This is a genomic window from Paracoccus everestensis (assembly GCF_021491915.1).
Taxonomy (GTDB): domain Bacteria; phylum Pseudomonadota; class Alphaproteobacteria; order Rhodobacterales; family Rhodobacteraceae; genus Paracoccus; species Paracoccus everestensis.
This window is the reverse complement of sequence record NZ_CP090836.1, coordinates 1,253,353-1,267,596: the sequence shown is the minus strand read 5'-3', so window position 1 is coordinate 1,267,596 and position 14,244 is coordinate 1,253,353. Positions and strand designations below refer to the sequence as shown.

Genomic DNA, 14,244 nt, shown 5'->3' with positions numbered 1-14,244 from the left:
AATAGCGGATGCGGATCAGACCTGCCAGCGGGGCTTGCGCTTGTCGAAGAAGGCGGCAATCCCCTCGGGCGCCTCGGCCCCTTCCCAGACGGCGACAAGGCGGTCGATGCTGTCCTCGATCACGGCCTGGTCAATGCGCGGGCCGAGGGCGCGGCATTGCGCCTTGGCGGCGGCGACGGCGCCGGGGGCCGCCAGCAGGAAGGGCACGATCTCGGCCTCGACCGCCGCATCCAGATCGTCCGGCGCGACGGCGCGGGCGGCAAGGTTCAGCGTCACCGCCTCGTCCGCGCCAAACAGCCGGGCCGAGAAGAAGACACGCCGGGCCTTGTCCTCGCCCATGCGGGCCAGGACATAGGGGCCGATGGTGGCGGGGATCAGGCCCAGCTTCACCTCGGTCAACCCGAATTTCGCGGTGCTGGCGGCGATGGCGATGTCGGCCACGGCCATCATGCCGACGCCCCCGCCGAAAGCATTGCCGTGGACGCGGGCGATCAGCGGCTTGGGCAACAGGTTCAGCGCCGACAGCATCCCAGCGAGAGTTCGCGCGCCTGCGCGGCGCGTTTCCGCGTCCGCATCCATCTGCGCCCGCATCCAGCCCAGATCGCCGCCCGCGCAGAAGCTTGCGCCCTCGCCCGCCAGCACCACCACCCGCACGGCGGGATCCGCGCCAAGCTGGACGGCGGCTTCGGTCAGTTCCTCCATCATCCGCTGGGACAGGGCGTTGTGCTTGTCAGGCCGCGCCAGCCACAGGGTCGCCACGCCACAGGCGTCGGTGTCGATGCGGATCGTCTCAGGCATGGGTCATTCCCCGCAATCCCCGCGCAAAGGCTGCGGCGTTTTCGATGATGGTCATGTCGAGGCCATGCGCATGGCCCTGCGCCGCCAGATGGGCCGCGACCTTTTCCGTCGCGACATTGCCCGCAGCGCCGGGGGCATAGGGGCAGCCGCCCAAGCCCCCCACGGCGGCGTCGAAGACCCGCAGCCCGCGCGCAAGGCTTGCGTCGATATTCTCAAGCGCGCGGCCGGCGGTGTCGTGGAAATGCCCGGCCAGTTGCCGCGCGGGCATTTCGTCCAGCACGGCGGCGAGCATGGCGTCGACGGTTTCGGGCCGTCCGTGCCCGATCGTGTCGCCCAGGCTGATCTCGTAACAACCCAGATCACGAAGCGCGGCGGTCACGCGGGCCACATTGGCGGGGGGCGTGGGGCCGTCGAAGGGGCAGTCGGTGACGACGCTGACATAGCCGCGCACGGGGATCCCGTCGGCTTGTGCTGCCTGCGCGACGGGTGCCAGCCGTTCCAGGCTTTCGGCGATGGTCGCGTTCAGGTTTGCGCGGCTGAAGCCCTCGGAGGCGCTTGCGAAGATCGCGACCTCGGTGGCCTTCGCGGCTTTTGCGCCTTCATAGCCTTTCATGTTGGGCGTCAGAACCGCATAGCTGACGCCCGGCGTGCGGGTGATACCCGCCATGACCTGCGCGGCGTCGCCCATCTGCGGCACCCATTTCGGGCTGACGAAGCTGGTCACCTCGATCCGCCGGAAACCCGCCTGCGACAGCAGGTCCACCAAGGCGATCTTGTCGGCGGCGGGGATCAGCCGCTTTTCGTTCTGCAAGCCGTCGCGCGGCCCCATCTCGAAGATCTCGACGAATTCAGGCATCGGGAAGCTCATAGAAATCGCGTTCGTAAAGCTGCGGTTCGCCTTCCTGCGGCAGGGCGCGTTGGAAAGTGGGGCGCGCGGTGCAGCGGTCGGCATAGGCTTGCAACGCGGGCGTCAGGCGCACGAAGCGGCCCGCAGTCCAGACCGACCAGCCCACCGCGCAATCAACGCCCGAAAAGCCGCTGGCCATCAGCCAGTCCTGTTTTTCGACCGTTTGCTCGACCAGCCGCAGCGCGCGGGCCAGACGTGCCGTTTCCAGCTTCATTACCGTATGCGAACGCATCGAGGGATCGCGCAGCATCAGATGGCTTTGCGTCAGGTTGGCGATGTGCTGGCCGATGGTTTCGGCAAAGTGCAACCAGTCGAGCCACCCCAGCCGTCCCTCCTCGCCCGGCGCTCGCGCCAAGTGCGGGCCGCGCGTTTCGCACAGGTATTCGACCATGGCGCCGGATTCATGGATCACGCTGCCGTCGATCTGCAGGGCGGGGGCGCGGCCGACGGGATGGATCGCCTCGTATTCCGCGCCGCGCATATCCTTGCTGCGCAGGTCCATCACCCGCAGGGCAAAGGGCAATTCCAGTTCATTGAGCAGCCACAGAATGCGCATCGACCGCGACAGCGGCACGTGCCACAGGATGATGTCGCCATTGTCATCCTTGACCGGGCCGCCCGAGGCCGGGGGCATCGCATCCGTGGGCGTGGGTTCGGGGGATGTTGGTTCGGGGGGCGTGTCAGGCATCCTCTTCCTCCAGCCGGATCAGGGGGGCGCCTGCCTCGACCTGATCGCCAGCGCTTGCCAGAACCTCGGCCACCACGCCGTCGCGGGCGGCGGTCAGGCTGTGTTCCATCTTCATCGCTTCCAGCACGCAGAGGCGGTCGCCCGCCTTCACGGCCTGCCCTGCGCTGACATCGACCGCCTTGACCAGCCCTGGCATGGGCGAGAGCGTCAGCGCCGCCCCTGCCCCGGCATCCGCCTGCCGGTCCAGCGGATCCAGCAACGCCAGATGCAGGCTGCCGGCGCCAAAGACGCTGACACCGCTGTCATGGGCGGTGATGCGGTGGCGGCACAGGCTGCCGTCCACCCACCAGCGGTCGCCCTGCCAGCGGACATCAAGCGGCTGGCCGTCCAGCGTCACACGGGCCGCGCCGGGGCCGAGGACTTCCAGCACGGCCTGTCCGCCCTGCCAGTGGATCGTGCGCCGCAGGGGCTGCCACAGGGTGATGCCGCCCTTGACCTGCGGGTCGGCCAGCCCCGCCAGCCCGATAACCGCAAGGGCGCGGGCGGCGTGTTGGGGTTCGGATGCAGCCACAAGCGCGTCCAGGTCGCGGGCGATCAGCCCGGTATCGACCTCGCCCACGCGGAAACTCTGGTGCCGCGTCAGAGCGATGAGGAAGTCGATGTTGGTGACGGTGCCCGCGACCTCGGTATCGACAAGGGCTGCTTCCAGCTTGCTCAGCGCGATGGCGCGGGTCTTGGCCCAGGTGATGACCTTGGCGATCATCGGGTCATACCAGGGGCTGATCGTGTCGCCCTGCCGCACCCCCGTTTCATTGCGGGCGTCGTCCGCAAAGCGCAGATGCGCCAGCCGCCCGGTGGCGGGCAGGAAGCCTGCGGGCACGTCCTCGGCGTAAAGGCGCGCCTCGAATGCATGGCCGTTGATGGTCAGGTCATCCTGCCGTGCGGGGAGCGGCTCGCCCGAGGCCACGCGCAATTGCCATTCGACCAGATCGATGCCGGTGATCGCCTCGGTCACCGGGTGTTCGACCTGAAGGCGGGTGTTCATCTCCATGAACCAGAAGCCGTCGGGGCGCAGGCCGTTCGAGCCGTCCACGATGAATTCGATTGTGCCCGCACCGGCATAGCCGATCGCTTCGGCGGCACGGACGGCGGCATCGCCCATGGCGGCGCGAACTTCGGCCGTCATGCCGGGGGCCGGCGCTTCCTCGATCACCTTTTGGTGGCGGCGTTGCAGGGAACAGTCGCGTTCGAACAGGTGGACGGCGTTGGTGCCGTCGCCGAAGACCTGGACCTCGATATGGCGAGGCCGCTGGATGTATTTCTCGATCAGGACGGCCGGGTTGCCAAAGGCGGTCGCGGCCTCGCCCTGCGCCGATTGCAGGGCGGGGGCGAAATCCTGCGGGCGTTCGACAAGGCGCATCCCCTTGCCGCCGCCGCCTGCCACGGCCTTGATGAGGACCGGATAGCCGATCTGTCCCGCCTGTTCTTCCAAATACGCGGGATCCTGGTTCGGGCCGTGATAGCCGGGGACGACCGGTACGCCGGCATCGGCCATCAGTGCCTTGGCGGCGTCCTTCAGGCCCATCGCGCGGATCGCGGCGGCCGAGGGGCCGATGAAGACCAGCCCTGCCGCCGCGACGGCATCGACGAAATCGGGGTTTTCCGACAGAAAGCCATAGCCCGGATGGATCGCCTGCGCCCCGGTATCAAGCGCCGCCCGGATGATCGCGTCGCCGCGCAGATAGCTGTCCTTGGGCGCGGGGCCGCCGATATGGACGGCCTCGTCAGCCATCGCGACATGGCGGGCGGCGCGGTCGGCGTCGGAAAACACGGCGACCGTGCGGACGCCCAGCTTGCGGGCAGTGTCGATGACGCGGCAGGCGATCTCGCCCCGGTTGGCGATCAGGATTTTCTGGAACATGGCGGCACCTGCGTGTGGCGGGAAAGGCCGGGGGCTTCGCGCCCCCGGACCCCCGCGGGATATTTGGACCAAGGCAAAAGGGTCATGTCCCCCCTCACATCCTGAACAGGCCAAAGCGCGTCGGCTCGATGGGCGCGTTGAGGCTTGCGCGCAGCGACAGGGCGAGCACGTCGCGGGTTTTGCGCGGGTCGATGATACCGTCGTCCCAGAGCCGGGCCGAGGCATAGAGCGGGTGGGACTGGCGGTCGAACATCTCGATGGTGGGGCGCTTGAACTCGGCCTCCTCCTCGGGGGTCCAGGTGCCGCCCTGACGCTCGATCCCCTCGCGGCGGACGGTGGCCAGCACCCCTGCCGCCTGTTCGCCGCCCATCACGCTGATGCGCGAGTTGGGCCAGGTCCAGAGGAAGCGCGGGGAATAGGCGCGTCCCGCCATGCCATAGTTGCCCGCGCCGAAGCTGCCGCCGACCAGCATGGTGATCTTGGGGACATTGGTCGTGGCGACCGCTGTCACCATCTTGGCGCCGTGGCGGGCGATGCCTTCGTTTTCGTATTTGCGGCCGACCATGAAGCCGGTGATGTTCTGCAGGAAGACCAGAGGGGTGGACCGCTGGCTGCAGAGTTCGATGAAATGCGCGCCCTTTTGCGCGGCTTCGGAAAACAGGACGCCGTTGTTGGCGACAATGCCAACCGGGCAGCCCTCGACATGGGCAAAGCCCGTGACCAGGGTTTCGCCGAAACGGGCCTTGAATTCGTCGAAGCGCGAGCCGTCCACGACCCGCGCGATCACCTCTCGAATGTCGTAGGGCGTGCGCAAGTCGGCGGGAACGACGCCCAGGATCTCCTCGGGATCGAAGGCGGGGGGTTCGGGCGATTGCCAGGCCACGCTGTCGGGCATCCGGCGGTTCAGGTTGCCGATGGCGCGGCGGGCCATGGCAAGGGCATGGGCGTCATCCTCGGCCAGGTAATCGGCAACGCCCGACAGGCGGGTGTGGACATCGCCACCGCCCAGATCCTCGGCGGTCACGACCTCTCCGGTGGCGGCGCGGACCAGGGGGGGACCTGCCAGGAAGATCGTGCCCTGGTTGCGCACGATGATCGTCACGTCCGACATGGCCGGGACATAGGCACCGCCTGCGGTGCAACTGCCCATCACCACGGCGACCTGCGGGATGCCCTTGGCGCTCATCTGGGCCTGGTTGTAGAAGATGCGCCCGAAATGATCGCGGTCGGGAAAGACCTCGTCCTGGTTGGGCAGGTTGGCGCCGCCCGAATCGACCAGATAGACGCAGGGCAGACGGCATTCCTGGGCGATTTCCTGGGCGCGCAGGTGCTTCTTGACGGACAGGGGGTAATAGGTGCCGCCCTTGACCGTCGCGTCGTTGGCCACGACCATCACGTCCTGGCCATGGACGCGCCCGATGCCCGCGATCACCCCTGCGCCGGGCGCCGCGCCGTCATACAGGCCATGCGCCGCGGTGGCGCCGATCTCCAGAAACGGGCTGCCCGGATCCAGCAGGTTCGCGACCCGTTCGCGCGGCGGCATCTTGCCCCGGCTGGTGTGGCGTTCCATCGCCTTGGCCCCGCCCCCGGCAGCAGCAGCCAAGGCGGCGGCGCGCGCGACCTCGATCAGTGCCAGATGGGCCGCACGGTTGGCACGAAAGCCGTCGGATGTCGTCAGGGCGGATGATGTCAGCTTCATGGGCAGGTATTCCCGAACGGGGCGCGGCGCAGGGTCGCGGCTGGGCTTGTCTTTGCAGACCTTTGGTCCAGATCACGTTTCCGGCCCCGTGCAGGCACCAGGTCGCCGCCTGCGGGGGCACGGTTCCGGTCAGCATCGGCGACGTCGGTGCCGACGTTATCCTGAAGGGCGCCGAGATGGGGAAAGGCGCGATCCATCCGCCTGTCACGGGCATGAGCGAGGTTATGAGGTTCCGATCCCCGGACGGGGCATCCCCCTACCATCCCCCCAAAGCCTTCAATTCAAGCGTGCGCATGGCCGTCATGCTCATCTGGCAATTGGCGGATGCAATGGTGCGCATCGAGCCGCCGCCGTAGCTGTTGTATTGAAACGCACATTCCGCATCGCGCCAGGCAAGCCAGGCCCGTTGTGCGTCGCGCAGGCTGTCGGCAGCGGTTTTATCGTCCTTGTAGATCGCCCGCGCGGCCTTGTATTCGCGGTTCAGGGCGGCGTCCCAAGCGTCATGCTCACCCATCACGCATTGCGCGATGCCAAGGGTGGTGTCACCTCCAGGCGCCTGCTGGCACTGCTTTGCGGCGGCCCCGATGCAGGCGGGCGTCAGGTCGCCCCGTGGCGTATCGGCCACGCAGGCCTCGACCAGCGACGGATCAACCCTGAACGATGCGGGATCCTGCGCCACGGCCGGGGCCGCAAGCAGCGCCCAGGCCAGAAGGACGCGCATCACGCCAGGCCCATCAGTTCCCGCCCGATCAGCATCCGGCGGATTTCGCTGGTGCCTGCGCCGATCTCCATCAGCTTGGCATCGCGGAACAGGCGGCTGACCGTGCTGTCATTCAGGAAGCCCGCGCCGCCAAGCGCCTGCACGGCCTGATGGGCCTGAACCATCGCCTGTTCGCTGGCATAAAGCACCGCGCCGGCCGCGTCCTGACGGGTCACCTTGCCCGCGTCACAGGCCTTGGCAACCTCATAGACATAAGCGCGGGCGGTATTCAGCGCGACATACATATCGGCGATCTTGGCCTGCATCAGCTGGAACGAACCGATGGGCTGGCCGAACTGCTTGCGGTCGCGGACATAGGGCATCACCTCGTCCAGGCAGGCGGCCATGATGCCGGTGCCGATGCCCGACAACACCAGCCGTTCGTAATCAAGGCCCGACATCAGCACGCGCACGCCCCGGCCTTCCTCGCCCAGGACGTTTTCAAACGGGATTTCGCAATTCTCGAAGATCAACTCGCCGGTGTTCGACCCGCGCATCCCCAGCTTGTCGAAATGGGGGCTTGTCGAAAATCCGGCCATGCCGCGTTCGACGATAAAGGCGGTGATGCCCTTGGATCCCGCATCCGGGTCGGTCTTGGCATAGACCACAAGCGTATGGGCATCCGGCGCGTTGGTGATCCAGTACTTGCTGCCGTTCAGGACATAGCGGTCGTTCTTCTTTTCCGCCCGCAGCTTCATGCCGACCACATCGCTGCCCGCGCCTTCCTCGGACATGGCAAGCGCGCCCACGGCCTTGCCCGAACACAGGTCGGGCAAATACCTGCGGCGTTGTTCGTCCGTGCCGTTCAGCTTGATCTGGTTCACGCAGAGGTTCGAATGCGCGCCATAGGACAGGCTGACGGATGCGCTGGCCCGCGCGATTTCCTCGACCGCGATGACATGGGCCAGATAGCCCATGCCCGCGCCGCCAAATTCCTCGGGGACGGTGATGCCCAGCAGCCCCAGGTCACCCATCTCGGTCCAAAGGTCGTTCGGAAAGGCGTTGGTCTGGTCGACTTGGGCCGCGATGGGCTTGATGCGGTCCTGCGACCAGCGATGCACCATGTCGCGCAGGGCGTTCACATCCTCGCCCAGATCGAATTCCATCCCTCGCGTGAACATCCCCGAAGCCCCCATCCCAGATTTATTGAACGGCCGTTCATTTCTGGCATAACGCGGCCGGCCCCTTTTCGTCAAGGCAAAGCCTGCGCTGGAACGCATGATCGGTCAACACCGGCCCTTATCCGGTTTCAGTCACCCTGACGGTCTGCGTCAGCAGTTCTGCCCCGGTGAAAGTCGTGAGGAATGCCACATCTACCGCGTCACGACCGACCGCGATCAAGGCCATCTCATCGGCACCGGCCATGCCGGTCGGGTCGATCAGGTGCCATGTGCCGTCCAGGTAAACCTCGGCCACGGCATGGAAATCGGGGGGATCGACACGGGGGGCAAAGACACTGGCGATGCGGGCGGGGATCTGGGCGGCCCGGCACAGTGCGATCATCAGATGGGCATAGTCGCGGCAAACCCCGCGCCGTTCCAGAAAGGTGTCGGCCGCCGTCGTGTTCGGGTCGCTGACGCCCGAGACATAATCCAGCCGTTGTTCGATCCATTCCCGGATTGCCAGAACCTTGGCCCCGCCCGTCTTGTCGCCGAACCGCTGCTGGGCGAAGGAAACAAAGCGTTCCGCCTGGCAATACCGCGACGGCAGCAGATAACGCAGCGCGTCGCCCGACATCGCGTCGACTTCCGCGGCATTCATCCGTTCGAAGACCGGGCGAGGACGCGTCACGACCACATCGGCGCAATAGGTGCAGCGCAGGTCGTCGACCGCGCGGATGATGATCTTTTCGCCGATCCCCTCCTCGCCCGGGACGCGGGCCAGATGTTCGACCGGGCCAAAATCGACGGTTGCCTTGCTGATTTCCTGGCCAAAGGCCCCGGCGGCCTCGATCGCCAGGATCGCCGGTCCCGGCGCCCTGAACTTGTAGTGAAGCTCGACCTCGACCTTGATCCGCATCTTCTCTGCCCCGTTTGCCATCTCACCAAACGGCGTCCGTATCAGTTCTGATCCATTGCGGCCAGAAGTTCCCTATTTGCGCCGCATCGCCTCGGCCAGGGCTGCTCCGAAACCGCCCTGTCCGCCCGATTTCGGGGCAGTGCTTGCAGATCGCGGCCCGGCCTTGTGCTGCGGTTTCGCCACTGGCCTTGCAGCTTCGGCATCGGACCGCATGGTCAAGCCGATGCGCTTGCGGGGCACGTCCACCTCGGTCACGCGGACGCGCACCACGTCGCCCACCTTGACCACCTCGGTCGGATCCTTGACGAAGCGGTCGGCAGGCTGGCTGACATGGACCAACCCGTCCTGATGCACGCCGATATCGACGAATGCGCCAAAGGCCGCGACGTTGGTCACCGTTCCTTCCAGGGTCATGCCCGGCTTCAGGTCGGTGATATCCTCGACCCCTTCGGCAAAGCTGGCGGTGACGAAACCGGGGCGCGGGTCGCGGCCGGGCTTTTCCAGTTCGGCCAGGATGTCGCGGACCGTGGGCAGGCCGAAATGGTCATCCACGAACTGTTCGGCCCGCAGGCTCTTCAACGCCGCCCCGTCGCCCATGATCGCGCGGATGTCCCGCCCGCAGGCGGCGACGATCTTGCGCGCGACGCCGTAAGCCTCGGGGTGGACGGCGGATGCGTCCAGGGGTTCCTTGCCGCCGGGGATGCGCAGGAATCCCGCGCATTGTTCGAAGGCGCGCGGACCAAGGCCCGCGACTTTCTTCAGCGCCGCACGCGAGGGAAAGGGGCCGTTTTCATCACGCCAGGCCACGATGTTCTGCGCCAGCGACGGTCCCAGCCCCGCGACATGGGCCAGCAGCGGCGCGGATGCCATGTTCAGGTCCACGCCCACGGCGTTCACCGCATCCTCGACTACGGCTTCCAGTGTTTTCGCAAGCTGCCGCTGGTCCACGTCGTGCTGGTATTGCCCCACGCCGATGGATTCGGGCGGCACCTTGACCAGTTCGGCCAGCGGATCCTGCAAACGCCGGGCGATGGACACCGCACCGCGCAGGGACACGTCAAGGCCCGGAAACTCCCTCGCAGCCAATTCGGAGGCCGAATAGACGGATGCGCCGGCCTCGCTGACCACGACCTTGGTCGGCACCTTGGCGCCCTTGGGCAGGCGCTTCAGCACCTCTGCCACCAGCCGTTCGGTTTCCCGGCTGGCGGTGCCGTTGCCGATGGCGATCAGGTCGGCACCATGTTTCGCGATCAATGCCAGCAACGCGGCCTCGGACCCGCGCAGGTCGTTCTTGGGCTGAAAGGGATAGATCGTCGCCGTGTCCAGCAGCTTGCCGGTGGCGTCCACCACGGCGATCTTGCAGCCGGTGCGGATGCCGGGGTCGATGCCCAGCGTCACGCGCGCGCCTGCGGGGGCGGCCAGCAGCAGGTCTTTCAGGTTGCGGCCGAAGACGCGGATCGCCTCGTCATGGGCGCGTTTGCGCAGATCGGACATCAGGTCGATATACATCGTGTTCGACAACCGCACCCGCCAGGTCCAGCCTGCCACCTGCCGCAGCCACAGATCGCCGGGGCCGCCGCCCAAGGGGCCAAGCGCCTGCGCCACGATCCCCTCGGCCCGCGCGGCGCCGGTATCGGGATCGGGCGAGATGTCGATGGTCACGATTTCCTCTTTCGCGGCGCGCAGGATCGCAAGCGCGCGATGCGACGGGATGGCCGACCATTTTTCCCGATGGTCGAAATAGTCGCTGAACTTGGCACCCGCCTGTTCCTTGCCTGCAATCACCTTGGCGGCCATGAAAGCCTCGGCCCGCATGAAGTCGCGCAAGCGGCCCAGCAACGTGGCGTTTTCCGACAGTTCCTCGACCAGGATGTCGCGCGCGCCGTCCAAAGCGGCCTTTGCATCGGCGACGGCATCGGTGACATAGCCCGTGGCCAATGTCGCGGGATCGGCGGCCCGGTTGTCCTGGATCGCGCGCAGCAGCGGCTCCAGCCCGTTTTCCCGCGCGATCATGGCCTTGGTGCGCCGCTTGGGCTTGAAGGGCAGATAGATATCCTCCAGGGCGGATTTCGTTTCCGCCCCCGCGACGGCACGGGCCAGGTCGTCGGTCAGCTTGCCCTGATCCTTGATGGACTTGAGGATCGCCGCCCGCCGCGCCTCCATGTCCCGCAGATAGGCCAGGCGGTCCGACAACGTGCGAAGCTGCGTGTCGTCTAGGCCCCCTGTCGCTTCTTTCCGGTATCGCGCGACAAAGGGCACCGTCGCCCCGCCGTCCAGCAGGTCGGCGGCGGCCGTGACCTGGGCGGGGGTGGCATTGATCTCGGTCGCGATAAGGCGGGCGATGCGGGCGGCTGTGTCCATGGGATCCTCCGGAAACGGAAGGTGGTTCTAACCGTCCAGAGCGCGCAGGCCAAGGCTGTCATGCGCCGGCGGCAGGTTGACACCAATCCGGCCGATACACAGTTGCACAGAACGCAAGAATTGAAAGGACGTTTTCATGCCCACCCTTTTCGACCCCCTTTCCATTGGATCCCTGACCCTTGGAAACCGCATCGTCATGGCGCCGCTGACCCGTGCCCGCGCCGGTGCCGACCGAATTCCGAACGCCATGATGGCGGAATATTACGCGCAGCGTGCCAGTGCCGGGCTGATCTTGTCCGAAGCCACCAGCGTGACCCCGATGGGCGTGGGCTATGCCGACACGCCGGGCATCTGGAACGACGCGCAGGTCGAAGGCTGGAAACTGGTCACCAAGGCCGTCCACGACGCAGGCGGGCTGATCTTTCTGCAACTGTGGCACGTCGGGCGCATTTCCGACCCGCTGTTCCTGGATGGAGAACTGCCGGTCGCCCCAAGCGCCATCAAGCCTGCGGGCACTGTCAGCCTTGTCCGGCCGAAAAAGGAATACGAAACGCCCCGCGCCCTTGAAACCGACGAGATCGCGGGCATTGTCGAAGCCTATCGACAAGGGGCCGAAAACGCCAAGCGCGCGGGTTTTAACGGGGTCGAAATCCACGGCGCCAACGGTTATCTGATCGACCAGTTCCTGCAAGACCGCAGCAACCGACGCACCGACCGGTATGGCGGACCGATCGAGAACCGCGTGCGTTTCCTGGAGGAGATCACCGATGCCGTGACCGGCGTCTGGGGCGCGGATCGCGTGGGCCTGCACCTGGCGCCGCGCGGCGATGGTCACGACATGGGCGACAGCGATGCCCGCGCGCTGTTCACCCATGTGGCGCGCCGGATGCGCGACCGCGGCCTGGCCTTCCTGTGCCTGCGCGAATACCTCGGCCCCGACAGCCTGCTGGACGACATCAAGGCGGCTTTCGGCGGCGTGGTCATTGCCAATGAAAACCTGACCCGCGACAGCGCAGCCGACCTGATCGCCACGGGACGCGCCGACGCGGTGGCCTTTGGCAAGGATTTCATCGCCACCCCGGACCTGCCCCGCCGCTTCCGCAAGGATCTGGGCCTGAACCAGCAGGATCCCGCCACCTTCTATGGCAGCGGACCCAAAGGCTATGTCGACTATCCGGTGGCGGAAGAAGTCTGATCAACCGGCGGCGGGCCAGAACGGCCCGCCCCGTCACTTGGCCTTTGCGGCCGCACTTTCCGGCAATTCCTCGTCAAACAGGCGCTGATAGAATTCGGCCACCGTCTGGCGTTCCAGCTCGTCGCACTTGTTCAGGAAGGTCAGCCGGAAGGCATAGCCCACGTTGTTGCCGAAGATGCGCGCGTTCTGCGCCCAAGTGATGACCGTGCGCGGCGACATGACGGTGGACAGGTCGCCCTGCATGAAGGCCGTGCGCGTCAGGTCCGCCAGCGTCACCATCTGGCCGATGCACTTGCGGCCCTTTTCGGTGTTGTAGGTTGGGTTCTTGGCCAGCACGATCGCGGCCTCGGCGTCATGGGACAGATAGTTCAGGGTGGAGACCAGCGACCAGCGGTCCATCTGGCCCTGGTTGATCTGCTGCGTGCCGTGATAAAGGCCCGTCGTGTCGCCCAGGCCCACCGTGTTGGCGGTGGCGAACAGCCGGAAATAAGGGTTGGGCGTGATCACCTCGTTCTGGTCCAGAAGGGTCAGCTTGCCGTCCGTTTCCAGAACCCGCTGGATCACGAACATCACATCCGCCCGGCCCGCGTCATATTCGTCGAAGACGATGGCGGTCGGGTTGCGCAGCGCCCAGGGCAGGATGCCTTCGTGGAACACCGTGACCTGCTTGCCCTCGACCAGCTTGATCGCGTCCTTGCCGATCAGGTCGATGCGGCTGACATGGCTGTCCAGGTTGACCCGCACGCAGGGCCAGTTCAGCCGGGCCGCCACCTGTTCGATATGCGTCGATTTCCCGGTGCCGTGATAACCCTGGATCATCACCCGGCGGTTATAAGCGAATCCCGCCAGAATCGCCATCGTGGTGTCGGGGTCGAACTTGTAGGTGCTGTCGATTTCCGGCACGCGGTCCGACCGTTCGGCAAAGCCCTTGACCTTCATGTCGCTGTCCAGACCGAACACCTCGCGCAGGTCGATTTCCTCAGTCGGTTTGGCATTCATGTCCAGCATCGCATGGCCCTTTCCTCGTATCGCAGGCCTTGATCGCGCATAAGTCCGCCGCGTGCAAGACGGGGTTGCGTTGACGGGGCGCCCCGGCCTGCTAAGTTGGCCCGCAACCACAAGAGGATCGCCGCCCCTTGCAGAATACTAATCAAACGATGCTGGAGGATCTGGTCACCCGTGTCGCCAAGGGCGACCGCCGCGCCTTTGATATGCTTTACGAAATCACATCGGCAGGCTTGAACGCATTGTGCCTATCGATCCTCAAGGACAGGCGCGAGGCCGAGGAGGCACTGGAACAGGTCTATGTCCGCATCTGGCATGACGCAAAGCAGTTCGGCGACAGCGGCTTGTCGCCGAAGGCATGGCTTTCGACGCAGGCGCGCGACCGGGCCATGGACCACCGGCGCGAACGCCCCCTGCCCTCCTCGGTCGCTGCGGGGAACCGTGGGGACGGCACGGCCCAGGGGCTGGTGCGCATCGCTTACCTGGAAGGGCTGGATTATCCCCGGCTTGCGGCCCGCCAGGGCATTCCCGTCGACGAAGCCCGCCATGCTCTGCACGAAGGGTTGGAACGGCTGGCCGGCCATGCCGCGGATGACGGGGACAGCCTTGCCGCCGCCGAACGGGCGCTTGGGATCCAGGTCACCCAGCCTGCATCTCCGGACCGGGCGCAGGTCGCGGAATGGCAGGAACGGCTGGCGCGCTTTGCCGACGACCTGACGCCGGTGATGGCCCCGGCCCGCGCGCGGCAGCGGATCCGCGAAAACCTGGGCCATGGGGCGGCACCGCTGTCGGTCGATCCGCTGGAGCGCAGGCCGTGGTGGCGCGGCCCCTTGGGGATCGTCGTGGTTCTGCTGGCGGCAGCGGCGGCGTGGTATTTCTGGGCGCGCTGAA

The 14,244-nt window shown here is 66.4% G+C and carries 12 protein-coding genes; 2 read left to right on the top strand and 10 right to left on the bottom strand.

Annotated elements, in window-relative coordinates:
- Nucleotides 1-15: 15 nt before the first annotated feature.
- The 9 genes from LZ585_RS06275 to LZ585_RS06235 all read right to left on the bottom strand — a co-directional run bounded on the left by LZ585_RS06275 (nt 16) and on the right by LZ585_RS06235 (nt 11,153).
- The gene (locus tag LZ585_RS06275; RefSeq protein WP_234855544.1) at nt 16-798 is read right to left on the bottom strand and encodes a crotonase/enoyl-CoA hydratase family protein; all 783 of its coding nucleotides are present in this window, start codon (nt 796-798) and stop codon (nt 16-18) included.
- On the bottom strand, nt 791-1,654 hold the full coding sequence (locus LZ585_RS06270) for a hydroxymethylglutaryl-CoA lyase (protein ID WP_234855772.1): 864 nt from the start codon (nt 1,652-1,654) through the stop codon (nt 791-793). Before LZ585_RS06270 ends, LZ585_RS06275 begins: the two co-directional genes overlap by 8 nt.
- Nucleotides 1,647-2,393 (bottom strand): glutathione S-transferase family protein, encoded by a 747-nt coding sequence (locus tag LZ585_RS06265; RefSeq protein ID WP_234855543.1) that lies wholly within the window; start codon nt 2,391-2,393, stop codon nt 1,647-1,649. The genes LZ585_RS06270 and LZ585_RS06265 overlap by 8 nt, the downstream gene beginning before the upstream one ends.
- Nucleotides 2,386-4,314, bottom strand: coding sequence for an acetyl-CoA carboxylase biotin carboxylase subunit (locus LZ585_RS06260; RefSeq protein WP_234855542.1), 1,929 nt, complete (start codon nt 4,312-4,314; stop codon nt 2,386-2,388). The genes LZ585_RS06265 and LZ585_RS06260 overlap by 8 nt, the downstream gene beginning before the upstream one ends.
- A 94-nt stretch (nt 4,315-4,408) precedes the next feature.
- Nucleotides 4,409-6,013, bottom strand: a complete 1,605-nt coding sequence (locus LZ585_RS06255) for a carboxyl transferase domain-containing protein (protein WP_234855541.1) — start codon at nt 6,011-6,013, stop codon at nt 4,409-4,411.
- Nucleotides 6,014-6,269: 256 nt separating this feature from the next.
- Nucleotides 6,270-6,734 (bottom strand): lysozyme inhibitor LprI family protein, encoded by a 465-nt coding sequence (locus tag LZ585_RS06250; RefSeq protein ID WP_234855771.1) that lies wholly within the window; start codon nt 6,732-6,734, stop codon nt 6,270-6,272.
- Nucleotides 6,734-7,894 carry an isovaleryl-CoA dehydrogenase gene (locus LZ585_RS06245; RefSeq protein ID WP_234855540.1) on the bottom strand — a complete coding sequence of 387 codons (1,161 nt, stop codon included), beginning with the start codon at nt 7,892-7,894 and terminating at the stop codon, nt 6,734-6,736. The genes LZ585_RS06250 and LZ585_RS06245 overlap by 1 nt, the downstream gene beginning before the upstream one ends.
- A gap of 118 nt (nt 7,895-8,012) precedes the next feature.
- A complete protein-coding gene (locus tag LZ585_RS06240; protein ID WP_234855539.1) occupies nt 8,013-8,813 on the bottom strand; it encodes a transglutaminase-like domain-containing protein in 801 nt (266 codons plus the stop codon).
- Nucleotides 8,814-8,864: 51 nt separating this feature from the next.
- On the bottom strand, nt 8,865-11,153 hold the full coding sequence (locus LZ585_RS06235; protein ID WP_234855538.1) for a Tex family protein: 2,289 nt from the start codon (nt 11,151-11,153) through the stop codon (nt 8,865-8,867).
- Nucleotides 11,154-11,289: 136 nt separating this feature from the next.
- Between LZ585_RS06235 and LZ585_RS06230 the strand changes: the two genes are divergently transcribed.
- Nucleotides 11,290-12,348, top strand: a complete 1,059-nt coding sequence (locus tag LZ585_RS06230) for an alkene reductase (protein WP_234855537.1) — start codon at nt 11,290-11,292, stop codon at nt 12,346-12,348.
- 33 nt (nt 12,349-12,381) lie between these two features.
- Here the strand turns inward: LZ585_RS06230 and cobS are convergent, their stop codons facing one another.
- The gene (cobS, locus tag LZ585_RS06225) at nt 12,382-13,356 is read right to left on the bottom strand and encodes a cobaltochelatase subunit CobS (RefSeq protein WP_234855536.1); all 975 of its coding nucleotides are present in this window, start codon (nt 13,354-13,356) and stop codon (nt 12,382-12,384) included.
- Nucleotides 13,357-13,505: 149 nt separating this feature from the next.
- On the opposite strand from cobS, the gene LZ585_RS06220 reads away from it, so the two are divergent.
- On the top strand, nt 13,506-14,243 hold the full coding sequence (locus LZ585_RS06220; protein WP_234855535.1) for a sigma factor: 738 nt from the start codon (nt 13,506-13,508) through the stop codon (nt 14,241-14,243).
- Nucleotide 14,244 lies beyond the last annotated feature (1 nt).